A 23165-nucleotide genomic window follows, 5' to 3' on the forward strand; every position below is an offset into this window, starting at 1 on the left:
TGCACTGTCTTAAGGCATTTCATGCGTCGAACGCGGCGCGCGGCCACTCTTGACCACATCGCCGGCGACTAGTAGCTTCCGAATCAAACGTTAGGTTTTCAGAACGCCGCAGGCGAACAGGGGCTGGAGCCATACCGGGGAGGAGGACGCGGTGCGTGGTGCCGCGCTGAGGCCGCTGGCCGGTCTCGCGACCATCGGCGCGGTCGCCGGCGTGGTCGGCGTGTCGGCCTACTCATTCCAAGACGGATTCCGGGACTCCGCAACGATCACCGTGATGGCTCCCCGGGCCGGGTTGGTGATGAACCCCGATGCCAAGGTTCAGTTCCATGGGGTGCAGGTCGGCAAGGTCGCCGGTATCGATGAACGCACCGACGGGTCCGCGGCGATCCGCCTGGCGATGGACCCGGAGCGGCTCCACACGATTCCCGCCAATGCGGTTGCCGAGATCGCCTCCACCACCGTGTTCGGCGCCAAGAACGTCCAGTTCATCCTGCCTGACGACCCCGCCGGCGACTCGCTGCACCCCGGCCAGGTGATCGACGCCCAGCAGGTGATGGTGGAGGCCAACACCGTCTTCGGCCAACTGGTGTCCGTGTTGTCCACCATCGCACCTGAGAAACTCAACGAGACGCTCGGCGCCATCGCCGCGGCGACCGGAGACAACGGGCAGCGCGTGGGCACGATGCTCTCCGATCTCAATTCAGCTCTGCAGCAATTCAATTCGCATACCGAAGCGATGAACACCGACCTGTCCCTGACTCCCGGAGTGTTCCGGTCGTATGCCGATGCCGCACCCGACCTGATGACGGTGGTACGCAACGTCACCACCATCGGGCACACGGTCGTGTCGCAAGAACAGAACCTCGACGCGATGCTGCTCGGAACCATCGGATTGGCCGACGTCGGCAACGACGTGCTCACCGCGGTTCGGCAACCCTTCACCGACGCGGTCCGGCTGCTGACCCCGACCACCGAGCTGACCAGCCAGTACAACGATGCCCTGCGCTGCGCCCTGGGTGGTGTGGCACGGATGGCGACCAATCCGCCCCTGACAGTGCCGGGGGTGGAGATCCTGGCCGGCTTCATGTGGGGGCAGGAGCGCTACCGCTACCCCGACAACATCCCGAAGGTGGCCGCCAAGGGCGGTCCGCAATGCACCGACCTGCCGGTCGTCCCGTTCAACACGGTCCCGCCTTTCGTGGTCACCGATGTCGGTGCCAATCCGTGGAAGAACACCAACCCGGGCATCATGCTGAATGCCGATGGCCTCAAACAGCTTCTGCTGGGCCCGCTTTCCGGTCCGCCCCGCAACACCGCACAGATCGGCCAGCCCGGGTGAGGGGGCTGGGAATCAAATTCGGCGCCTTCGTGGTGGCGATGGTCGTTGTCACGATCGCCCTGTTCGCCACCTTCGGGCAGTACCGGACCGGCGCGGTCAACGCATATTCGGCCGTCTTCACCGATGTTTCCCACCTGAAGAAGGGGGAGTCGGTCCGGTTCGCCGGCGTCCGGGTGGGCACGGTCGACAAGATTGCCATCCAGCCGGACAAGTCGGTGATCGTATCCTTCTCGGCGGACCGCGATGTCGTCATCACCGACGGCACCAAAGCGATAGTGCGCTACCTGAATCTCGTCGGTGATCGCTTTCTCGAGCTCGTCGACGACCCGGGCTCCACCCGGCTGCTACCGCCGGGCGCGCAGCTCCCGCTGACCCGCACCGCCCCGGCACTCGACCTCGACCTGTTGCTCGGTGGTCTCAAACCCGTTGTCAAGGGGCTCGATCCGGGGGATGTCAACGCACTCACCGGATCACTCATCCAGGTGTTCCAGGGGGAGGGCGGCGCGATGGAATCCCTGATGTCCCAGACCGCGACGTTCACCAACGCGCTGGCGGACAAGAGTGCCACCATCCGGCAGGTTATCGACAACCTGCGCAGCACGCTGGGCACGCTGTCGAATCAGGGGTCGGACTTCTCGACGACGATCGATCGGTTGCAGCAGATGGTCACCGAACTCGCCGCCGACCGCGAACCCATCGGGACGGCCGTGGAGGCGCTCAATGCCGGAACGGCCTCCCTGGCAGACCTTCTCGGCACGGCGCGGGCTCCGCTGGCCGGTACGGTCGATCAGCTCAACCGGCTTGCGCCCGAGCTCGAGCACCAGAAGGACTTCATCGACACGGCCCTGCAGAAGGCGCCGGAGAACTACCGCAAGCTGGTGCGGATCGGATCGTACGGCAGCTTCGTGAACTACTACATCTGCTCCATGGCGGTGCGGGTCACCGACCTGCAGGGGCGGACCGCGGTGTTCCCGGTGTTCAAGCAGGCGCAGGGCAGGTGTCAGGAACCCTGATGCTGAAATACCGTTCCGGCAATCTGATTCGGGCCGGCGTCATCGGCGCCGTGCTCTGCGCCCTGGTGGTGGCGGTGGGGCTGCAACCCCAGCAGCTCCTCACCTGGGCCACCGCCGTGCGCTATCAGGCGGCGTTCGAGGACGCGGCGGGGCTCAACGTCGGCAACAAGGTCGCCGTGTCCGGCACGGATGTGGGTGCCGTGTCGGACATCCGCCTCGGTAAGGACGGTGCCCTGGTCACGTTCACCACCGATGCACGGCTGCAGTTCGGCGCGGGCACCACGGCCCACATCCGTACCGGGACCATCCTCGGTCAGCGTGAACTGACGCTGGAGTCGGCCGGCGCGGGAACCTTGCGGCCGATGTCACTGATCCCACGTTCGCGCACCTTCACCCCCTACAGCCTCACCGACGCGGTGGGAGAGATCACCACCAACACCGCGGCCACCGATACCGCTGCGATCAACCAGTCCCTGGATACCTTGTCGGCGACCATCGACCAGGTGGCGCCGCAGTTGGGGCCCACCTTCGACGGTCTCACCCGAATCTCGGCGACCCTCAACGCGCGGGATGAGTCGCTGGGCGAGTTGTTGCGCAGCAGCCATGCGGTGACCGACATCCTGGCCCAGCGCGGAAATCAGGTGAACACGCTGCTGTTGGATGCGGACGACTTGGTCGGGGTGTTGTCCGAGCGCCGTTGGGCCATCGTCGAACTGCTGTCGCACATCTCCGCGGTATCGCGCGCCCTGACCGGCGTGATCGGCGACAACGAGAGCAAGCTGGCGCCGACGCTCGACAAGCTCAATGCGGTGACCGCGGTGCTGCAGCGCAACCGGGACAACATCGCTGCGGCCCTACCCGGGCTCGCGAAGTACCAGATCACCCTCGGCGAGACCGTCGCCAACGGCCCCTTCTACAGCGCCTACATTCCCAACCTCGACCTGCCGCCGTTGCTGCAACCGTTCCTCGACTACGCCTTCGGTATGCGGCGTGGGGTGAATGCCGGCCAGCCACCCGACAACGCCGGGCCGCGGGCCGAATTCCCGTTCCCGTACAACGGGATCCCCGAGGGGCCACACTGATGAACCGCCGCCATCTGCGTACCGCCGCCGGGGCCATACTCATCACCGTCCTCGCCATCGGCGGGTACCTGGTGGTGACCGAACGCTACTTCGCTCCGCGTACCGTCACCGCGGTCTTTCAGTCCGCGACGGGGATCTACCCGGGTGATGAGGTCCGGGTCGCGGGCGTGAAGGTCGGCACCATCACCGCCATGAAGCCCGACGGCACCCAGGCCGTGGTGACCATGACGGTCGACCGCGACGTGGCGGTTCCCGCCGACACGCGCGCGGTCATCGTCGCGCAGAACCTTGTCTCCGCCCGTTTCGTGCAGCTGGCCCCGTTCTACACGAGCGGACCCGTCTTGGCCGACGGTGCCACGATTCCGTTGGACCGCACCGCCATCCCCGTCGAATGGGACGCAGTCAAGGATCAACTCACCCGGCTCGCCACCGACCTGGGGCCGCACGGGGATGTGTCGGGGACCGCCGTCGGCCGGTTCATCGAGAGCGCCGCAAACGCACTCGACGGCAACGGCGCCAAGCTTCGCGAGACCATCGCCCAATTGTCCGGCACTGCCAGGATATTCGCGGACAGCAGCGGTGACATCGCTGGTACCGTCCGGAATCTGCAGACGTTCGTCACCGCCCTGCACGACAGTGGCCGGCAGTTGGTGCAGTTCCAGGACCGGCTGTCCACCCTTTCCGCGGCGGTCGATGGCAGCCGAACCGATCTCGACGCGGCCTTGACCGACCTGTCCCGGGCCGTCGTCGATGTCCAGCGGTTCGTGCACGACACCGGCGACAAGACCAGCGAGCAGGTGCAGCGCCTGGCCGATGTCACGCAGAACCTGGTCGATCACCGGATGGACCTCGAGCAGGTGCTACACGTCACCCCGACGGCGCTGGCCAACGCGTACAACATGTTCGATCCCCGAACCGGCGGCGCCAGCGGGGTATTCGTGCTCAACAACTTCTCCAACCCGACGAAGTTCATCTGCGGAATGCTGGGCGCACTGGAGAACGTCACCGCGCCCGAAACCGCCAAGCTCTGTGATCAATACCTGGGGCCGGCCCTGCGCACCGCGAACTTCAACTATCTGCCGTTCCCGTTCAACCCCTTCCTTACCGCCGCCCCGTCGCCCGGCAAGCTCGTCTACAGCGAACCGCAACTGGCCCCCGGGGGCGATCAGGGCGGACCGCCCGCCGGTCCCGATGCCGCGGTCTCCGCCTATACCGGCGCTCCGGGGGATCCGTCTGCCACCGTCGACGACCTGATCTTCCCGCCCGCGGCAGAGGCGCCGGCGCCGTGACCCCGATCCGATTGGCCGCGACGGTCACTGCTCTGCTGCTCACGGTGCTGTGTTGCGCCTCCTGCGCATTCAGCGGCGTCAACTCGTTGCCGCTGCCCGGCACGGTAGGTCGCGGATCCGACGGCGTCCAATATCACGTCGAACTCGCCAATGTCGCCATGCTCGAACCCAATTCGCCGGTACTGATCGACGACGTGGTGGTCGGGACGGTGGACCGGATAGCTGTCGCCGGCCGGCACGCCCAACTTGACATCTCCGTGCGGCGGGAGGTGACGGTGCCCGCCAACACCGTCGCCGCGGTGGGCCAGACCAGTCTGCTCGGCTCGATGCACCTGCAGTTGGGGGCGCCGTTGGGGCAGGCGCCGCAGGGCCGCCTGCCCGCCGGGGCGACCATCCCGCTGGGCAAATCGTCGACGTATCCCACCACCGAGCAGACCCTGGCGGCGCTGTCTGCCGTCGTCAATCCCGGTGGGCTGGGCCAGATCGGCACCATCATCCCCGGACTCAACGCGATGTTCGATCAACGCCAAGGTGATATCCGGGAGCTCATCGAGCAACTCAACACCTTTGTGGGAACGCTGAACAACCAGCGCGACAACATCATCGACACCGTCACCGAGGTCAACCGCTTCGCTTCGACGCTGGCCGCCGAACACGACACCATCGCCGGGGCGCTGCGCTCCCTGCCGAAGGCACAGGAAGTGCTCCTGAAAGAGCGTCCCAACCTTGTTGCCGCGCTGAATCGGCTCGGGGTGTTCAGTGACACCGCGTCTGCGGTCATCAACGACACCCAGTCCTACCTGGTGCGAAACCTGCAGAATCTGGAGCCCACGCTGCGGGCGCTGGCTGACGTAGGACCGGAACTGGGCAGGACCATCGCCTTCTTACCGGTCTTCCCGATCGGCCAGAACATCATCGACCGCGGGATCCGGGGTGATTACATGAACCTCTGGGTCACCGTCGATCTCACGCACGCACGTCTCAAGCGGGGATTGTTCGCCGGCACCAGATTCGGTGACGAGAACGCGCCCTTGGTGCCTGCCCCCGGCGATCCCGGCTATGACGCGTTCTACTCGACCAATCCCTTGGGTGCACCGGTGGGTGCTCCGGCGGGGGGTGGCTGATGCTCACTCGCCTGGTACGGATCCAGCTGATCGTCTTCACCGTGGCGGCGGTGGTGGGGTCGGCGGTGATGATCGTCAAATATCTACAGATTCCAACGCTTCTCGGGATCGGCCGAATCACGGTCACCCTGGATCTGCCTGCAGCGGGCGGGTTGTACCGGTTCGCCAACGTCACCTACCGCGGGATCCAGGTCGGCAAGGTGACCGAACTCGACGTCCACCGCGACGGCGCCGTCGCGACGCTGTCCCTGGCCACGTCACCGCCCATCCCGGCCGATGTACAAGCCGCGGTACGCAGTGTCTCCGCCGTCGGTGAGCAGTATGTCGACCTGCTTCCCCGCACGGCGGCCGCGCCCTACCTGCACGACGGATCGGTCATCGACCGCGACAACACCACCGTTCCCCAGCCGGTGGGCCCGATGATGGACCAGCTCAGCGCCTTGATCGGCAGCGTGCCCAAGGACAAGCTCAACCAGGTGATCGACGAATCCTTTCAGGCGTTCAACGGTGCGGCACCGGATCTGAGGTCGCTGATGGATTCCGGCGGCCGGCTGAGCGCCGACTTCAACGACGCCGCCGCCCAGGCGGGCACGTTGATCGACGACGCCGTACCCTTCCTGGACGCCCAGGCGCAGAGCGCCGATTCACTGCGGTCGTGGTCGCAGCACCTGGCCGGTGTCACCGATCAGCTGGTCTCCGACGATCCCCAGATCCGCGCGGTACTCCGTGACGGGCCGGGCACCACCCACGCGGTGACCAAGCTGCTCGATCAGCTCAAGCCGACTCTGCCGGTACTGATGGCGAACATGTCCACCCTGGGTCAGGTCGCGGTGACCTATCGGCCTGCGCTGGAACAGGTCCTGGTCCTGCTGCCGCCGCTGGTCAGTTACTACCAGGCCTCCAACGGAAGTCAGAACGCCACCGGACTGCCGGTCGGCGACTTTCGCGTCTCGGTGAGCGACCCGCCGGCCTGCACCGTCGGGTTTCTGCCACCTTCGTCCTGGCGCAGCCCGTCGGAGACGAGCACCGTCGACACCCCGGACGGCCTGTACTGCAAGTTGCCCCAGGATTCACCGATCGCGGTGCGCGGCGCGCGGAACTATCCGTGTATGGGTGTCCCCGGCAAGTACGCGCCCACGGTGCAGGAGTGCTACAGCGACAAGCCGTTCACGCCGCTGGCGATGCGCCAGCATGCGTTGGGTCCATACCCGTTGGACCCCAATCTAATTGCCCAAGGCATTCCGCCCGATGACCGAGTCACCGCGGACGACAGGATCTTCGCACCGGTGCAGGGGACACCACCGCCACCTACCGGACCGGCGCCTCCGGTAGCGGTCGCCCACTACGACCCGGCCACCGGCCAATTCGCCACCCCGGACGGCCACGTCTCCACCCAGACCGACCTGGCCGCGCCGGTACCCCCTGGCGACTGGAAGCGCCTACTGCTGCCGCCTGGAGTGGGCTGATGAAAGTCATCCACCTCATGTTCGCCGCCGTCCTGCTGACCGCGAGTGCGCCGCCCGCCTCCGCGACGGTCGATGGGATCGCGCTCGACGGCACCTTCACGGCGGTCTCCGACGGGACCTGGGCCAAGACCAACGACTCGTTCCACGACGAGGCGACGACCACCAGTACCTGGACCATCACCTCGATCTGCACCACCTTCCAGGATTGCACCGGACAGGTCGTCAGCGATCAGGGGTGGACCGCACCGCTGGTGTACCTCAGTGGCCGGTGGCGGGCCGTCCGCACCGTCCCGGACTGGGAGCGCTGCGCCGACGGCAGCACCGCGCCCGGCCGGCAGTCCTTCAGCTTCTGGCCGGCTCGGGCCGACGACTACGATGCGGTATCGCTCGGTGGCTGGGATGAGACGACCGGCCCCAGTGGAGCGTGCGGGATCAACAGGTCGCTGGTGGTTCGAATGCCGTTGCGCCTGAACCGAATCGGCTAACGGCGGACCGCGACGCCCCGGATCACCGTGTCCCGCGAGTGGGCCAGCGCCCGGTCGGTGCCGAGTTCGGCCAGGATGTTCTCCGGAATCCACTGCACGCCGATCACACACCGCGCCAGCATCTCCGCGTTCGGGCTCTCGATCCTGATCTCCCCGGATCGGATACCGGCGGACAACATCGATTTCGTCTGGCGCACACGGGTGGTGAAAACCCAACCCGGGTCGGCGATATCGGGCGGGGACTGGCGCATCCACGCGAGCTGGATGCGGAACTCGTCGGGAAACTGGTCCAGCGCATTGATGTTGAGCCAGCTCAGCGCGTCGAGCTTGGCCAATGTCCCGGAATCCGACCGCAACACCTCGGTCCAGCCGTCACCGACCTTCTGGCCGAAGTCCATCATGATCGACATCAGCAGTTCGTCCTTCGAACCGATGATGCGGTACACCGTCCCGGTGCCCATTCCGGCCGCCGCGGCGATGTCGCGGATCGTGGTCATCTCATAGCCGCGTCTGCCGAATTCGCTTCGTGCGACGGCACGCACATGGGCGGCCTTGCTGTCGATACCCGACTCGTCACCCGCCGACCAGCTCTTGACCACCTCGTCGGCCGCCGCGAACGCCGCGGACCGGTCCAGGTCAGCGTCGGCGGGCTCCTGAGCCGCCAACCCGTGCAGGTGAATCCGGCACAGCAGGGTTGCCACGTCGTCGCTGGACGCCTTGTGCCGAATCATGTCCAGACCGACGTGCAACATGCTCTGACAGATCCGGTCGGCCAGCGTGGGCAGGTCGATCTCGGGTCTGATGAATCCGCTCCATCGACCGGCGCGCAGCATCTGCAGCATCGCCGACAGAATGCCCTCTGGCCTGCGACGCGTGAGCGCCGCGAGTTCGGGGTCCGCGCTCGGACCTTCGTAGAACGACATCTGCAGTGCCGCCCGGTGCGCGACGGCACAGCCCGCGATGGCGCGGCCGAGATCGATGACCTGGTCCTCGATGGGCCGCGGATCCGGCTCGTCCAATCCACTGAGCGCGCGCTCACCGATCCGGTCCAGGTCGGCGTGGTACCGCCGGGTCAGCTCCGCGAGGATGGCTTCCTTGGATTCGAAATGGTGATACAGGCTGCCCGCCAGAATTCCGGCGGCATCGGCGATCTGTTGCAGGGATGCGCGCAGACCGGATGCCGCGATCACATCGTTGGCGGTCCGAAGGATCTCGGTGCGGCGTGTGTCGATGGGGGAGTCTGCCGGGATCGACGGGTTCAATGCCGCGCACTCCCTTCCGGTTCGCGAAGTTCGACACCTCTGAAAGGTCGAGTCTACGACCTTTGCCGTTCCGAGCGGCTGATTGCTCCGCCCAGAGGCCTCACAGGGCGCTCACGCCCAACCGGTGACACAGGGCGAACACCTCGTCGAAGATCGAGCCCGGCACCGTATACGGGTCGGTGGCGCTTACCTCGGCGATGTGCTCGGCAAGTTCCTCGGCCGTCGGCACGGTGCCTGGTTGCGCACTCCAGCCCTCTGCGAGACCCGTGAACACCCGGGCGAAGTGCCCGGCGCCCGCCGAGTAATTCTGGTGCGTCAACTGACATTCCCGGCTGGCCAGATACACCACGATCGGTACCACCAGTTCCGGGGCGATCAGTTTCAGGAAGCCCGTTTCCGCCAAAGCCTCGGGATCGCCCAGGGTCTCGGTGACCATCCGCGAGAACCCGAACGGCAGAACCGAATTGGCTTTGATGCCGTGTTCTGCGCCTTCGATCGCTATCACGTTGGTCAGCCCGACCAGTCCTGTCTTGGCGGCGGCGTAATGGGCTTCCCAGGGTTGGCCGAACATCCCCGCCGACGACGAGATGAAGACGAACCGGCCGTAGCCTTGGCGCTTCATCGCCCGGTAGGCGGGCTGGGCCAGGTAGAAGCCGCCGTCGAGGTGGACCTGCAACATGGTGCGCCAGTCGGACTCGGTGAGTTCGTCGAAGGCCACACTGCTGAAGATGCCGGCGTTGCTCACCACGGCATCGACGCGGCCGTACGTGTCCAGGGCGGCGTCGACCACGGCCGCGCCACCGGCGGCCGTGGCCACCGAGTCGTAGGAGGCGACAGCCGTGCCGCCGCCGGCGCTGATCTCGGCAACGACCTCATCGGCGACGTCGCGGTCGGAACCCTCGCCGTGCATGGACCCACCCAGATCGTTCACCACGACGGAGGCTCCGCGGCGCGCAAGGTCCAGCGCGTAGAGCCGGCCGAGTCCGCGACCGGCACCGGTGACGATCGCCACCTGTCCTTCGAATTCGATCATGCCGACGCCGTTTCCGTTGAGGTGCGCAGTGTTTCCGCAAGGAGCGACGCCCCGAGATCAGTCAAGTAGGTGTCGCTACGGCCGAGATACCCGCTGAACGCCAGGAGGCGGCGCAGGTACAGATGGGCGTCGTGCTCCCAGGTGTAGCCGATCCCACCCAGCACCTGAACGGCATTGTCTCCGACGCTCGCCAACCGCGCCGCGAAGCCCTTCAACCGCGCGGCGGCGAGATGATGGACCGCAGGCGCGGAATGGTCTGCGGTCCACAGGGCTCGCAACACCCCGCCACGGAACAGTTCCACCGTCTCGAACGTGGCGACGCACAGCTGCTGCACGGCCTGAAAGCTGCCGATGGGTTGTCCGAACTGCCTGCGGTCCTTGGCGTGTGCGACGGTGAGGTCGAGCAGTCGCTGTGCCGCCCCGAGCGCCTCGGCTGCGGTGATGGCGAGGGCGTCGTCGCGCAAGGCCGCCGCCGCACCGGCATCGGCGACCGCCAGCAGCCGCGCCGGAAAGTCCTCGAGATGGACGCGGGCGCTCTTGCGGGTGGGATCGATGCCGGTGGCCGGGCTGGTCGGCAGATCCTCGGTGGACACCGCGAACAGTGCCCAGCGATCGTCGTAGCGGGCCGGCACCAGCAGCACATCGGCGGCCTCGACGTCGGCGACCACCGCCGGTGCCGCACGCAGGGTGACGGATTCACCGTGCCCCGTGGCCACCACCGAGTCGGCGCTCAGCGGCCCCACCGCGACCCGGACCGAACCGTCGGCAATGCCCCCGAGCATTGCGCCGTCCTCGGCGCCGAAGCGCAGCAGCGCCCGCGGCGCGAGGACCGACGTGGAGATCCACGGCCCGGGGTCTGCCGCCGCGCCCAGTTCCTCGGCGACGATCCCCGCTTCGTCCATCGTCAGTCCGGTACCGCCGGCTGCGACGGGGACGAGCAACCCGGTGGCGCCCAGTTTCGCGAGACCGCGCCAGAGGGCAGCGGTGGTGCCCGACGGCTCGTCGAACATCGCCCTGGCATGGCCCGGCCCCGCACGCGCAGTGAGGAATTGACGAATTGTGTCGCGCAGCGCCAGCTGCTCGTCGCTGTATTCGAGGTTCATCGTCGTGGCAGCCCCAGCACACGCTGGGCGGTGATGGTGGTGTTGATCTGGGTGGTGCCCCCGGCGATGCTCAGCGCCCGGGCGTTGAGTCGATGGTCCGCCCAGCGTCCGTCCGCCGCGTCGTCACCGAGCATCTGGTAGCCGAAAGCCGCCAGATCCTGGCCCAGGCGCGCCCACACCGTCTTGGCCAGGCTCGCGGTGCCGAATCCAGTTCCACCGTACAATGTTTCGGACACCGATCGCTGACAGAGTGTCTCCAACAAGCCGATCTCGAGTTCCAACTCGCCCAACCGTTTGAGCACCGATGTGTCGGTCAGAGCCCCGGCCGCGGCCAGATCCGATACCAGATCATGCAGCCGCATCTGCAGCTCCGCGTAGAGTCTTGCGGCTCCGGCTCGTTCATGGGACAGGGTGGTGGTGGCCACCTGCCAACCCTGATTCAGCGGACCGAGCAGCGCCGCCGCCGGCACGCGGACATCGGTGAAGAAGATCTCGGCGAAGTCGGCGTCCCCGTTCAGCGTCACCAGCGGGCGCGCCTCGATACCGGGCAGCGCCATGTCCACGACGAAACACGAGATACCTTGATGTTTGGGCGCATCGGGATCCGTGCGCACGTACAGCTGACACCAGTCGGCGCGATGTCCCAGCGAGGTCCAGATCTTCTGGCCGTTGACTATGTAGTCCTCCCCGTCCCGCACGGCGCGGGTTCGCAGCGAAGCCAAATCCGAGCCGGCCTCCGGTTCGGACATGCCCTGGCACCAGATGTCGTCGGCGCGCAACATGCGGGGGAGCAGACGGCGGCGCTGCGCCTCGGATCCGTACTGCATGATCGCCGGAGCGATGTTGTTGATCCCGATGATGTTCAGCGGCAGCGGTACCCGGGCCCTGGTGGTCTCCTCGGCGAACACCAACTGTTCGAGTACGGTGGCACCGCGTCCGCCGTACTGCTCGGGCCAGGACACCGCGGCCCACCCGGCGTCGGCCATCTGGGCGTTCCAGTCCCGCAGCACCTCGAACGCGCCGTCGTCGCGACCCTGCCGTCCGCCGCTGCGGATGACCTTGTCGGTGAGGAATGCGTCGAGCCACGCGCGGAACTCGCCGCGGAACCGGACCGCTTCTGGTGAGTAGGAGAAATCCACGCTCTTCCGTCTGCTCGGACGATTGACTGCCTGTGGCCGGGACTCTACGGTTGAACGAATATTTGGTCAATACGATGTCAACAAACTGGAGGCGAGCCGGGTTGACGGGCGACGAGTCGCGGAACAGGCTGCAGGCGCTGGCATTACTGGGCTCAGCGCTGGCCGGACGCACCATCGGTGTGCAGCCCGCGGCGCCCGGCGCCCCGGCATGGTCGGATGGCACGATCGTGTACCTCGACGAGTCCGCGGCACCGCGGGAGCTCCTGGAGCAATTGTCGGTACAGGCCTGCCTACTGTCCGCGGGCAGCCTCACCCCCGCAGTGATGCGCAAGCTCGGCAGACGCGAGACGCTGGCCCGGCGGTATCTGGCCATCGAAGGTCACCGGGCCTTGGCTGGTCACGAGGATCTGCTGCCACGCGGCGTGCGGACGCTGCTCGACCGCGACGTGGCCGCGCGCAGCGATTCCCCCGAGTCCTCGCTGGCCCTGGCCGGTACGCGGGAAGCGATCGCCGCGACGCCCGCAGCATTCGGCGCCATTCGGGCCCGCGAAGTCCTTGCGGCACTGCGTGATAGCAGGGCCGTCCACCGCCCACGTGGTGAACGCGACCAGGACCTGGGGGAGTTCGACGATGACAGCGAGGACGAGACCGGCGCGCTCACCGATCCATTCTCCACCCCGGTGGGCGGCGGCGGCGCGATCGGCAAGTTGCTGCAGCGACTGCTGAAGGGGGCCCGGCAGTCGGGCGGTGACGGCCAACCAGGCGCCGACACGCCGAACCGCCGAAGTCGCTCCGGCCGCGCCGGCACGGGGACGGTCACCTCGTACACCCCCGGCGCCACGCCGGACGACGGCGCCGGCGGCGAGGGCGAGGGCGGGGAGTCGACCTATCCCGAGTGGGACACCGGCCGGCGGCGGTACCGGCGGGCATGGTGCACCGTCACCGAGGTGGATCCGCCGGCGGGTGACGGAGAAGCACTGGCCCGCCCCGATGTCCATGCCCTGCGGCGACCGCTGACCAGGTTGGGCACCGGCCTGGACACCTGCCACCGTCAGACCCAAGGCGACGACATCGACATCGACGCGGCGGTCGAATGCCTGGTCGACGTGCAGGCCGGATTCTCCGGTGACGCCGCCGTCTATCTCGAGAGCAGGCACCGGCGTCGCGATCTGTCCGTGCTGGTCCTGCTCGACGTCTCCGGGTCGGCGTCCGAACCCGGCACCGGCGGGCGCACCGTGCACCACCACCAGGTGACGACGGCTCATGCGCTCACGGTCGCGTTGCACAGCCTCGGTGACCGGATCGCGCTGTACGGCTTCCGGTCCCACGGCCGGACCGCCGTCCAGGTGGTCCCGGTGCTGCGATTCGGCGAGGTCGTGGGCGCCGAGATGGATCGACGGTTGGGATCGCTTGTGCCCGGCGCTTATTCACGGCTCGGCGCCGCCATCCGGCACGGTGCCGTGGTCATGGCCGCCGAGGCGGGGACGGCCCGCCGACTGCTGGTGGTGGTGTCCGACGGCCTTGCCTACGACCATGGCTACGAGCGCGCGTACGGCGCCGCCGACGCCCGGCACGCATTGGCCGAGGCACGCCGGGCAGGAACCGGCTGCCTGGCGCTGACCGTCGGCGCTGCCACCGGCGCCGATGATCTGCGCCGTGTGTTCGGCACGGCGGCGCACGCGTCGATCGCGCGGCCCGAGGACCTCGCCGATGTGGTCGGTCCACTGTTCCGTTCCGCGTTGCGTTCGGCCGATCTTCGGCGACACGTGTCCTGACTTCCCCGCAGGCCTTGAACCAAACATCTGTTCCGCGCTAGAGTCGGGGCACTGGTTGCCAGAGAGGAAGTCATGCACCCGGTTCACCCGAGCCCMCCCCCCTCAGCACGCCCCTATTACGTCGCCGTCGCCGACGAGGAACAGGTCTTCAAAGCCTCCTACCGGCAGGGCCTGCCGGTGGTCCTCAAAGGACCCACCGGATGTGGCAAGACACGATTCGTCGAAGCGATGGCGCACGACCTAGGCCGGCCGCTGATCACCGTGTCCTGTCACGACGACCTCACCACCGCCGACCTGGTGGGCCGGTTCCTGCTGCGCGGCGGCGAAACCGAATGGGTGGACGGGCCGCTCACCCGCGCGGTCCGCGACGGCGCCATCTGCTATCTCGACGAGGTGGTGGAGGCCCGCCAGGACACCACCGTCGTGTTGCACCCGCTGGCCGACCATCGCCGCCAACTGCCCATCGACCGCCTCGGCATCACCCTCGATGCGGCACCGGGATTCTGCCTCGTGGTGTCCTACAACCCCGGCTACCAGAGCGTGCTCAAAGACCTCAAGGATTCGACCCGCCAGCGGATGGTGGCCATCGAATTCGGCTATCCCAATCCCGAAATCGAGGAGAAGATCCTCGTCGAAGAGGCCGGTGTGGACTTCCGCCGCGCCGGCTCCCTGGTCAGACTCGGGCAGGCCATCCGGCGTCTGGAGCGCGGCGGGCTGCGCGAGGTGGCCTCCACCCGTGTGCTGATCGCCACAGCACGCCTCACGGTCGAGGGGCTGCGCCCACGCGCCGCTGCCCGTGCCGCCATCGCCGGGCCGCTCACCGATGACCCGTCCGTGACACGCGGGTTGATGGAAATGATCGATGTCTATCTGGAAGACGATGTCCACCTCAGCGAAGAGGACTGAAATGAGTTACGAGAGCACCGCCGAACCGATCAAGGTCGGCTACCTGATGGATTTCCGTCTGCCCGACGCCTACCCGCAGGAGATGAAAGACGACTTCTTCCAGCCGTTTCACCTCGTCTTCGAGGAAGCACTGGCGGCCGGACAGATCGACCGTCCCATCGAGATGGTCTACCGCGAGGTCGAAGGCCTGCCCAAGGGATCGGTGAAGAAAGTCATCGACGCCTACGGCGAGTTGGTCGACGAGGGGTGCCTCGCGGTGTTCGGTCCGCACATCACCGACAACGCGGTACCGACCCGCGAGGCCATCGAGGAGCGGTTCCGCGTACCGGCCCTGAGCGTGACGGGAAGCGATGACTGGCTGGGGGAGTGGACGTTCTCCTTTCCCCAGGGGTCGCTGACCGACGAGCCCATCTTCTGGGCAGACCTGCTCGCCAAGGCGGGCCACACCGAGGTCGGCGTGCTGATCGAGGCATCCCTCGTCGGCCAGTCCTACCTGAAGAGTTTCCGGGCAGCCTGCCGCCGCAAGAACATTCGGATCGTCGCCGAGGCGCAGATCGCCCAGACCGCACAGAACGTCAACGAGGCGGTACGCACGGTGTACGAGGCCAAGCCGACCGCGCTCGTGCACTGCGGATTCGGCTTCGGCATCGTCTTCCTCAACGCCGTGCTGGCCGAACTGGGCTGGGATCCAACGCGATTCACCAGCACCGCCTTCCAGAACGCGTGGGTCAATCCGGTGATGTGGAGCGCCTTCATGGGCTGGACCGGTGTGGACCAGTACGACGAGTCCAATCAGGTGGGCCAACGGTTCCTGGACCGCTACCAGAAGGCGTACGGACGGCGGCCCGAGTACTGCGTCCCGGTGGTGAACCACGACGTCGCCAACACGCTGTTGCAAGCCTTCACCGATGCGCACCCCTTGAGCCCGCGGGGCGTGAAGGAGGCCCTGGAACGGGTCAAGATGCTGCCCGCCGCCGCAGGCGCCCCTGGCACCCGGGTGTCGTTCGGCAACTGGACGCGGCGCGCCTGGATGGGCGCCGGTTATCTGGTCGCCCGGACGCTGGATGCCGACGGCGTGAATTCCCACCTCGTCGACCGGTTCGGCGAGGAATAGGACCATGAGCACCGATCACATCGCACCCACCGACGAGGCTCCCGACGTCGAGAAGCGCCACTTCCCATGGGGATTCGTCTGGATCGCCGCAGGACTGCTGTGCCTGGCGGTCATCGCCTATCACGCCCGCAGCGGGGCCGTCTCACCACGGATCCGCAACCCCGAGATCGAGGGCGCACCCCGTCCCGTGGATTTCCTGTTCGGCTTCGAGCACTGGATCGACCTGTGGCAGATCTTCACGATCTTCTCGGTACCCGCTCTGCTGATCGTGTGCATCATCGCCTGGCGCCGCAACCCGGGCAGCCCGATCGTGATGATGGCGGGCATCACCACGGCCATCGTATGGCAGGACCCGTACATGAACTGGGCTCCGTACGCCGTCTACAACCCCGAGCTGTGGCACTGGCCCGAGGACTGGCCGTGGGTGTCCCTGTCACCGACGGTCGAGCCGTTCGTCGTGATCGGCTACGTCATGTTCCAGTTCGGGCCGTACTTCCCGGCGGTGTGGATCCTGCGGAAGTTGCAGGCACGCAGAGAGGTCGACGCGTTCGTCTGGCGTCATCCGCTGATCACCCTGGGTGGCCTGATCTTCGTCATCGGTTTCCTGTTCGACATGATGCTCGAGCTGACCCTGGTGCGCACCGGGCTGTACATCTACTCGCAGGTGATCCCGTTCGGGTCCATCTTCACGGGCAGCACCTTCCAGTTCCCGCTGATCTGGGAATCGGTGATGGTGACGTTCGTGATGGTGCCCGCCGGTCTCCTGGTGTACCGGGACGACACGGGCAAGACCATCGCAGAGAAGCTGGCCCAACGGTCACGGCTGTTCCTCAATCGACCCCGACTGGGGATGTTCGTCGTGATGTTCGTGATGATCAACATCGCCTACTTCGCCTACGGCGCCGGCTTCACCCTGATCCGGCTCTCCGGTGCGGCCACCTCGGTCGCTTGTCCGTGGCCCTATCCAGAGGCGAAAGTCTATGACCCGCAAGGCTATTACGAAGAGAATGGCGCCGAGGGACCGTTCGCGGTCGGCATCATGTCCACCTGGATGAGCGGGCAACCCGACGGACGCCCCGACGTCCAGGCGGGGTCCGTCAGTAACCGATGCGGAGACGCCCATGAGTAGAATTGTCGTCATCACCGGGGCATCCCGGGGTCTCGGACTCGCTTCGGCGATCCACCTCTACCGCGAGGGTTGGCAGGTCGTCGCGGCGATGCGCAATCCGGAGACAGGCATGGCCCGGATCCGCGCTGCCACCGGTGCGGCCGAGGATGATCCGCGCCTGATCGGGGTGGCCCTCGACCTCGAATCCCCGGAATCGATCACGGCCGCGGCCGCGGCGATCGAGGCCGCCGTCGGCGCGCCCGACGCGGTGGTGAACAACGCCGGGATCTCCGCGGCCGGCATGGTCGAAGAGACACCGATGGAGCTGTGGGAGAAGATGTTCCGCACCCACCTGTTCGGGCCGGTGCAGTTCACCAAGGCGTTGCTGCCGAGCATGCGCGCCGCCGGACGCGGACGGATCGTGCTGATCTCCAGTCAGGGCGGGGTGCGCGGGATGCCGTCGATCGCGGCGTATTCGGCGGCCAAGGGCGCCATGGAACGCTGGGGCGAATCGATGTCCGGCGAGATCGCACCGTTCGGGCTCGGCGTGACCATCCTGGTGACCGGCACCTATGACACCGAGATCATCACCGATGCAGGCACCTCCGACTTCCGCGAGTTCAACGGTCCTTACGCCCGTCATCACGCCAGCATCGACAAACGCGGCCGGATGGCCATGAAGCTGGCCCGGCCACCGGAGATCTTCGCCGCCGGGTTGGCCAACGCACTGGAGGACACCTCCGCGTTCGTCCGCCGGTCGGTGGGTCCCGACGCGCGGATGCTGCTGCTGGCCAATCGAATCCTGCCTGCGGCCGGTGTCCATCACATGGCGCGGCTGGCGATGGGTCTGCCGAAGCTGGGTGCGCTGCGACCCGGCATCATCACCCTCACGCCGGCCCAGCACGCCATGGTGCTCGCCGCGAAGGTCCTTCCCACACCGGTGCTGATGCGCCTGGTCACCATCGCGAACAGATTCACCCCGTCCCCGCCACAATCCCACGACAGCCCCACAGTCACAGAGGTCGACGTCAATGGTTGATACCCCGGTAGTTGTCAGGTCCGAATCGCGGATGCTCATCGACGGCACGCTCGTCGACGGCGCAGCGGGCGCCTTCGACGTCATCAATCCGGCGACCGAGGATGTCATCGGCCAGGTCTCCGATGCGTCCACCGCCGATATGCGCCGCGCGATCGACGCGGCCCGGCGCGCCTTCGACGAGACCGACTGGTCTACCAGCCATGGCTTCCGCAAGCGCTGCCTGGAGCAGCTGCAGGACGCGTTGGAGGCCGAAAAGGAAGACCTTCGTGAGGAACTCATTGCCGAGGTCGGTTGTCCGCGGGCCATCACCTTCGGACCCCAACTCGACGCCCCGCTGTCCGACGCGTTGCGCTACCCGGCCGAACTGATCGACACCTTCCCGTGGGAAACCGATCTCGGTGAGGCCATGGTCTCGGTGACGGGCCGCTTGACCCGGCGCAAGGTCTGGCGCGAAGCGGTCGGGGTGGTCGGCGCGATCACACCGTGGAACTTCCCGTTCGAGGTCGCCATCCACAAGGTGGCCCAGGCGTTGGCCACCGGAAACACCGTCGTGCTCAAGCCGGCACCCGATACGCCCTTCAACGCCACCCGGCTGGGCCGGCTGATAGCCGAGAAGACCGACATCCCCGCGGGTGTCGTCAACGTGGTCACGTCGTCGGATCACTTTGTGGGAGAGGAGCTCACCCTCTCACCGAAGGTGGACCTGATCTCGTTTACCGGCTCCACCGCCGTCGGGCAGCGGATCATGGAAAAGGGCGCCGCCACCATGAAGCGGCTGTTCCTGGAGCTGGGCGGGAAGTCCGCGACCATCGTGCTCGACGACCTTGATGCCGAAGCTTTCAACCAGGCCTGCCTGATCGGCATCGCACCGTGCATGCACGCCGGACAGGGCTGCGCCAATCCGACCCGGTTGCTGCTGCCGCGATCCCGCTATGACGAGGGCGTGGCGATCCTCAAGACCATCTACGAGAACGTCGCCCCGGGCGATCCGCAGGATCCGTCCACCCTGTGCGGACCGGTGATATCGGCCAAGCAGCGCGACCGCATCCGAAGCTATATCGACAAGGGCGTCGAAGAAGGCGCGACGCTGCTGGTCGGCGGCACCGATTCGCCGTTCGACAAGGGGTTCTGGGTCAAGCCGACCCTTTTCGTCGACGTCGACAACTCGATGACGATCGCCCAGGAAGAGATCTTCGGCCCGGTGCTGTCGGTCATTCCCTACGACGGGGAGTCCGACGCGATCCGCATTGCCAACGACAGCAAGTACGGCTTGGCAGGCAACGTGATGTCCGGGTCGAACGAGCGCGCCCTCGCGGTCGCGCGCAGGATCCGCGCCGGCTTCATCGGGCTCAACGGCACGGCGGGCTACGGCGCCGACGTGCCATTCGGGGGATACAAGGCCAGCGGTGTCGGCCGGCAGAACGGACAGGCCGGTTTCGAGCAGTACACCGAAATCAAATCCGTAGCTTATCCAGCTGATTAGGGGATGCAATGCAACTCTTTGACGATCTCGAGGATTTCGGGGCGTTCGACGACGTGGTGTCCGGCGATGTCCGCGACCCCTACACCGAACTGGCCCGGCAGCGCCGGGAGGATCCCATCCAGCGCATCGACATGTCGGGGATGCCAGGAGAGGAGGGCAAGCCGGTGTTCATCGTGTACCGGCACGAGGACATCACCACGATGCTGAAGGACAACGAGACGTTCTCGTCGGCGATCGTCATCACTGCCTTCGGCGACGTGCTGGGCAAGCATGTGATGCTCGGCATGGACGAACCCGAACACGGCAGGCACCGCGCGCTGGTGTCCAAGGCGTTTTCCCAGAAGGCGTTGGCGCGCTGGGAAACCGAGCTGGTGGCGCGGATCGGCAACGAACTCATCGACTCCTTCGCCGAACGCGGCAGCGCGGACCTGGTCAAGGAGTTCAACTTCCCCTTCCCGACCCAGATCATCGCCGGGTTGCTCGGCCTGCCCGAGGAGGATTTCCCGCAGTTCCAGCGGTGGTCCATCTCCCTGCTCAGTTTCATCATCAACCCCGAGCGCGGCAAGGCCGCGTCGTTGGCGCTGGAAGAGTACTTCGCTCCGATCCTGACGGCCCGCCGCAGCGAGCCGCGTGACGATCTCATCAGCAGCCTCGCCGCGGCCGAGATCGACGGGGAGCGGCTCACCGACGACGAGATCTATTCGTTCCTGCGGCTTCTGCTGCCTGCCGGTATCGAGACGACCTACCGCTCGCTGGGTAACCTGCTGTTCGCCCTGTTGAGCAATCCGGCACAACTCGACGAGGTCCGCAACGACCGTAGCCTGATCCCGCAGGCCATCGAGGAGGCGGTGCGATGGGAGGCGCCCCTGCTGACCATCACGCGGGTGGCAACCCGCGACACCGAACTGGGGGGCGTGCCGATTCCGGAAGGGTCCTCGGTGATGCCGATGCTGGGCGCGGCCAACCGGCAGGACGACCGCTATGCCGACCCGAACGGTTTCGACATCCACCGCGAGGCCCGGGTACCGATCTCGTGGGGACACGGTGCGCATGTCTGCCTCGGGATGCATCTGGCCCGTCTGGAGATGCGGACAGCGCTGAACCTGCTGTTGGACCGGTTGCCGAATCTGCGTCTGGATCCCGATGGCGGCGATCCGCACATCCGCGGGCAGGTGTTCCGGTCACCGACGTCACTTCCGGTGCTCTTCGATGTCTGAGCTGCGTTTCGACGATCGGGTCGCCGTCGTCACCGGGGGCGGGCGCGGGGTCGGGCGCAGCCACGCGCTGCTGCTCGCGGCGAGGGGCGCCAGGGTGGTGGTGGCCGACCACGGCGGCGGGATCGACGGTGCGGGTTCGTCCTCCGCCCCCGCCGAAGAGGTGGCCGCCGAGATCAGGGCGGCCGGCGGCGTGGCGGTGGCCTGCCATGCCTCGGTGGCCGACGAGGACGGTGCGGCGTCGATCGTGGCGGCCGCCATCGACACCTACGGCCGGCTGGACATCGTGATCAACAACGCCGGAATCCATGATGCCGCCCTGTTTTCGGACCTGACCACCCCTCAGTTCCAGCGGATGCTCGACGTCCATTTCTTCGGAGCGCTGTTCGTCACCAGAGCGGCCTGGCCACATTTCGTCCGGGCCGGGTACGGGCGGGTGGTCAACACCGTCTCCGAGGCGATGCTGGGTGGGATCCCCGAGTTGAGCAGTTACGGTTCGGCCAAGGGGGCGGTGTTCGGGCTGACCCGCAACCTGGCCACCGAAGGCGCCGACGCCGGCATCACGGTGAATGCCGTTGCCCCACGGGCGTATACCCGGATGTCCGCGTCGCACTCGGACAAATTGTCCGCCCTGATGGGAATGCCCAAAGAGGTCATGGACCAGATCAACGCCAGCATGCCACCCGAACTCTGCGCTCCGGCGATGGCCTTCCTCGCCCACGAATCCTGCCCGCTCAACGGCGAGGTGCTGCAGGCCGGGATGGGCAGCGTCGCCCGAATCGCCGTCGTGTATGCCCAGGGCATCAATGGCACGTCCATCAGCCCCGAGGACATCGCCAGCAACCTGGATCAGGTCATGGACCTGTCCGGCGCCATCGCCCCAGCCACCGCCGCCATCGCGCATTGACGGGAGAACCCCCTGTGTCACAGTTTGATTCGGTTGACTTCTTCACCGATCCGAGCCTCATCCCGGACCCTTACGAATACTTCGACCATCTGCGGGACCAATGCCCGATCCTGCCCGGCGCGGTGACCGGATCCATCGCCGTCACCGGTCATCAGGAGGCGATGGCCGTCTATCGGGACGCCGCTTTCTCGTCATGCAATTCGGTGGTGGGCCCGTTCGCCGGGGTCACCTTCGAGAACGCCGGGGACGACATCAGCGCCGAGCTGGAGGCCCGCCGGGACCAGATCCCGATGGCCGAGCACGTCGTGACGATGGACGATGAGGCGCACGCCCGCACCAGGGGCCTGCTGAGTAAGTTGCTCACCCCCCGCCGGCTCAGCGAGAACGAAGAGTTCATGCACACGCTGGCGAAGCGGCAGCTCGATTCGTTCCTGGAGCGGGGCGGGGGCGAGTTCATGGGCGGTTATGCCAAACCGTTCTCGATGCTGGTGATCGCCGACCTTCTCGGGGTCCCGGAGCAGGATCACCGTGATTTCGAGGCCGTGATGGGCGACCAGGTCGTCGGTGCGCTGGATGACGAACTGGCGCACAATCCGTTGATGTGGCTGGACGACCGGTTCACCCGGTACGTCTCCGACCGGCGCAGCGAGCCGCGCGAAGACGTGCTCACCTCGCTGGCCCAGGCCAAGTACCCCGATGGATCCACGCCCGAGGTGAAGAACGTGGCCCAGCTGGCGACGTTCCTGTTCGCCGCGGGTCAGGACACCACCACCAAACTGCTCAGCGCGGCCCTGCGGGTGATCGGGGAGCGTCCCGACATCCAATCCCGACTGCGCGAAGACCGCAGCCTCATCCCGTCATTCCTGGAGGAGGTCTTGCGGTTGGAGAGCCCGGTGAAGAGTCACTTTCGGATGGCGCGTACCACCACGACCGTCGGCGGGTGCCCGGTTCCCGCGGGCAGCACCGTGATGCTTCTGCCGGGAGCGAGCAATCGGGATCCTCGAAAGTTCGAAGAACCCAACGAGTTCCGGGTGGATCGGCCGAATGTGCGGGAGCACATCGCGTTCGGCCGCGGCTCGCACTCCTGCCCGGGCGCACCGCTGGCTCGGGCCGAGGGCCGTATCTCGATCAATCTGATCCTCGACCGGTTGGCCGATATCACCATCGACGAGACGGTGCACGGCCCCGAGGGTGCGCGCGAATACACCTTCGAACCGACGTTCATCATGCGCGGGTTGACCGAGCTGCACCTGAAGTTCACGCTCGCCGACTGACGCGATTCAA

Annotated in this window: 20 protein-coding genes; 16 read left to right on the forward strand and 4 right to left on the reverse strand. The window is 66.7% G+C overall.

The genetic code is table 11. From position 1 onward, the window contains the following. The first annotated feature begins 151 nt into the window (after positions 1-151). The 7 genes from AC1DY7_RS19690 to AC1DY7_RS19720 are packed head-to-tail and all read left to right on the forward strand — an operon-like array spanning position 152 to position 7798. Complete coding sequence (locus AC1DY7_RS19690) at positions 152-1339, forward strand: MCE family protein (RefSeq protein ID WP_477495383.1); 1188 nt, start codon at positions 152-154, stop codon at positions 1337-1339. Continuing rightward, the gene (locus tag AC1DY7_RS19695; protein ID WP_477495384.1) at positions 1336-2352 is read left to right on the forward strand and encodes an MCE family protein; all 1017 of its coding nucleotides are present in this window, start codon (positions 1336-1338) and stop codon (positions 2350-2352) included. Before AC1DY7_RS19690 ends, AC1DY7_RS19695 begins: the two co-directional genes overlap by 4 nt. Further along, positions 2352-3434: an MCE family protein gene (locus AC1DY7_RS19700; protein ID WP_477495385.1), complete on the forward strand. Its 1083-nt coding sequence runs from the start codon at positions 2352-2354 to the stop codon at positions 3432-3434. The genes AC1DY7_RS19695 and AC1DY7_RS19700 overlap by 1 nt, the downstream gene beginning before the upstream one ends. After that, positions 3434-4723 (forward strand): MCE family protein, encoded by a 1290-nt coding sequence (locus AC1DY7_RS19705; protein ID WP_477495386.1) that lies wholly within the window; start codon positions 3434-3436, stop codon positions 4721-4723. The genes AC1DY7_RS19700 and AC1DY7_RS19705 overlap by 1 nt, the downstream gene beginning before the upstream one ends. After that, positions 4720-5847: an MCE family protein gene (locus tag AC1DY7_RS19710; protein WP_477495387.1), complete on the forward strand. Its 1128-nt coding sequence runs from the start codon at positions 4720-4722 to the stop codon at positions 5845-5847. The genes AC1DY7_RS19705 and AC1DY7_RS19710 overlap by 4 nt, the downstream gene beginning before the upstream one ends. Further along, entirely contained in the window at positions 5847-7313 is a 1467-nt protein-coding gene (locus AC1DY7_RS19715) for an MCE family protein (RefSeq protein WP_477495388.1), read from the forward strand. Before AC1DY7_RS19710 ends, AC1DY7_RS19715 begins: the two co-directional genes overlap by 1 nt. Next, positions 7313-7798 carry an Rv2253/PknI dimerization domain-containing protein gene (locus AC1DY7_RS19720; protein WP_477495389.1) on the forward strand — a complete coding sequence of 162 codons (486 nt, stop codon included), beginning with the start codon at positions 7313-7315 and terminating at the stop codon, positions 7796-7798. The genes AC1DY7_RS19715 and AC1DY7_RS19720 overlap by 1 nt, the downstream gene beginning before the upstream one ends. Here AC1DY7_RS19720 and AC1DY7_RS19725 read toward each other — a convergent pair. The 4 genes from AC1DY7_RS19725 to AC1DY7_RS19740 form a co-directional block, all read right to left on the reverse strand. Further along, positions 7795-9060, reverse strand: a complete 1266-nt coding sequence (locus AC1DY7_RS19725) for a TetR/AcrR family transcriptional regulator (RefSeq protein WP_477495390.1) — start codon at positions 9058-9060, stop codon at positions 7795-7797. The genes AC1DY7_RS19720 and AC1DY7_RS19725 overlap by 4 nt on opposite strands. A 100-nt stretch (positions 9061-9160) precedes the next feature. Further along, positions 9161-10093: an SDR family NAD(P)-dependent oxidoreductase gene (locus tag AC1DY7_RS19730; RefSeq protein WP_477495391.1), complete on the reverse strand. Its 933-nt coding sequence runs from the start codon at positions 10091-10093 to the stop codon at positions 9161-9163. Next, a complete protein-coding gene (locus AC1DY7_RS19735) occupies positions 10090-11196 on the reverse strand; it encodes an acyl-CoA dehydrogenase family protein (RefSeq protein ID WP_477495392.1) in 1107 nt (368 codons plus the stop codon). The genes AC1DY7_RS19730 and AC1DY7_RS19735 overlap by 4 nt, the downstream gene beginning before the upstream one ends. After that, positions 11193-12335, reverse strand: coding sequence for an acyl-CoA dehydrogenase family protein (locus AC1DY7_RS19740; protein WP_477495393.1), 1143 nt, complete (start codon positions 12333-12335; stop codon positions 11193-11195). The genes AC1DY7_RS19735 and AC1DY7_RS19740 overlap by 4 nt, the downstream gene beginning before the upstream one ends. A gap of 74 nt (positions 12336-12409) precedes the next feature. On the opposite strand from AC1DY7_RS19740, the gene AC1DY7_RS19745 reads away from it, so the two are divergent. From AC1DY7_RS19745 to AC1DY7_RS19785, 9 genes are all read left to right on the forward strand, one after another. After that, positions 12410-14110 (forward strand): nitric oxide reductase activation protein NorD, encoded by a 1701-nt coding sequence (locus AC1DY7_RS19745; RefSeq protein WP_477495394.1) that lies wholly within the window; start codon positions 12410-12412, stop codon positions 14108-14110. Positions 14111-14182: 72 nt separating this feature from the next. Beyond that, positions 14183-15016: an AAA family ATPase gene (locus AC1DY7_RS19750; RefSeq protein WP_477495395.1), complete on the forward strand. Its 834-nt coding sequence runs from the start codon at positions 14183-14185 to the stop codon at positions 15014-15016. A 1-nt stretch (position 15017) separates the two neighbouring features. Continuing rightward, on the forward strand, positions 15018-16130 hold the full coding sequence (locus AC1DY7_RS19755) for an ABC transporter substrate-binding protein (RefSeq protein WP_477495396.1): 1113 nt from the start codon (positions 15018-15020) through the stop codon (positions 16128-16130). A gap of 4 nt (positions 16131-16134) precedes the next feature. Then, entirely contained in the window at positions 16135-17259 is a 1125-nt protein-coding gene (locus AC1DY7_RS19760) for a spirocyclase AveC family protein (protein WP_477495397.1), read from the forward strand. After that, on the forward strand, positions 17252-18277 hold the full coding sequence (locus tag AC1DY7_RS19765; RefSeq protein ID WP_477495398.1) for an SDR family oxidoreductase: 1026 nt from the start codon (positions 17252-17254) through the stop codon (positions 18275-18277). The genes AC1DY7_RS19760 and AC1DY7_RS19765 overlap by 8 nt, the downstream gene beginning before the upstream one ends. Then, positions 18270-19760 carry an aldehyde dehydrogenase family protein gene (locus tag AC1DY7_RS19770; protein ID WP_477495399.1) on the forward strand — a complete coding sequence of 497 codons (1491 nt, stop codon included), beginning with the start codon at positions 18270-18272 and terminating at the stop codon, positions 19758-19760. Before AC1DY7_RS19765 ends, AC1DY7_RS19770 begins: the two co-directional genes overlap by 8 nt. Before the next feature lie 8 nt (positions 19761-19768). Beyond that, entirely contained in the window at positions 19769-20977 is a 1209-nt protein-coding gene (locus AC1DY7_RS19775) for a cytochrome P450 (RefSeq protein WP_477495400.1), read from the forward strand. Next, positions 20970-21881 (forward strand): SDR family NAD(P)-dependent oxidoreductase, encoded by a 912-nt coding sequence (locus AC1DY7_RS19780; protein WP_477495401.1) that lies wholly within the window; start codon positions 20970-20972, stop codon positions 21879-21881. The genes AC1DY7_RS19775 and AC1DY7_RS19780 overlap by 8 nt, the downstream gene beginning before the upstream one ends. Positions 21882-21895: 14 nt before the next feature. Continuing rightward, complete coding sequence (locus tag AC1DY7_RS19785; protein ID WP_477495402.1) at positions 21896-23155, forward strand: cytochrome P450; 1260 nt, start codon at positions 21896-21898, stop codon at positions 23153-23155. The last annotated feature ends 10 nt before the right edge of the window (positions 23156-23165 follow it).

This window comes from Mycobacterium sp. P2_H7 (assembly GCF_056403275.1).

Coding starts and splice junctions, on each gene's coding strand:
- AC1DY7_RS19760 (WP_477495397.1), top strand. CDS start 16,135: ATGAGCACCGATCACATCGCACCCACCGACGAGGCTCCCGACGTCGAG.
- AC1DY7_RS19730 (WP_477495391.1), bottom strand. CDS start 10,093: ATGATCGAATTCGAAGGACAGGTGGCGATCGTCACCGGTGCCGGTCGC.
- AC1DY7_RS19755 (WP_477495396.1), top strand. CDS start 15,018: ATGAGTTACGAGAGCACCGCCGAACCGATCAAGGTCGGCTACCTGATG.
- AC1DY7_RS19735 (WP_477495392.1), bottom strand. CDS start 11,196: ATGAACCTCGAATACAGCGACGAGCAGCTGGCGCTGCGCGACACAATT.
- AC1DY7_RS19770 (WP_477495399.1), top strand. CDS start 18,270: ATGGTTGATACCCCGGTAGTTGTCAGGTCCGAATCGCGGATGCTCATC.
- AC1DY7_RS19780 (WP_477495401.1), top strand. CDS start 20,970: ATGTCTGAGCTGCGTTTCGACGATCGGGTCGCCGTCGTCACCGGGGGC.
- AC1DY7_RS19700 (WP_477495385.1), top strand. CDS start 2,352: ATGCTGAAATACCGTTCCGGCAATCTGATTCGGGCCGGCGTCATCGGC.
- AC1DY7_RS19705 (WP_477495386.1), top strand. CDS start 3,434: ATGAACCGCCGCCATCTGCGTACCGCCGCCGGGGCCATACTCATCACC.
- AC1DY7_RS19715 (WP_477495388.1), top strand. CDS start 5,847: ATGCTCACTCGCCTGGTACGGATCCAGCTGATCGTCTTCACCGTGGCG.
- AC1DY7_RS19765 (WP_477495398.1), top strand. CDS start 17,252: ATGAGTAGAATTGTCGTCATCACCGGGGCATCCCGGGGTCTCGGACTC.
- AC1DY7_RS19745 (WP_477495394.1), top strand. CDS start 12,410: ATGTCAACAAACTGGAGGCGAGCCGGGTTGACGGGCGACGAGTCGCGG.
- AC1DY7_RS19720 (WP_477495389.1), top strand. CDS start 7,313: ATGAAAGTCATCCACCTCATGTTCGCCGCCGTCCTGCTGACCGCGAGT.
- AC1DY7_RS19775 (WP_477495400.1), top strand. CDS start 19,769: ATGCAACTCTTTGACGATCTCGAGGATTTCGGGGCGTTCGACGACGTG.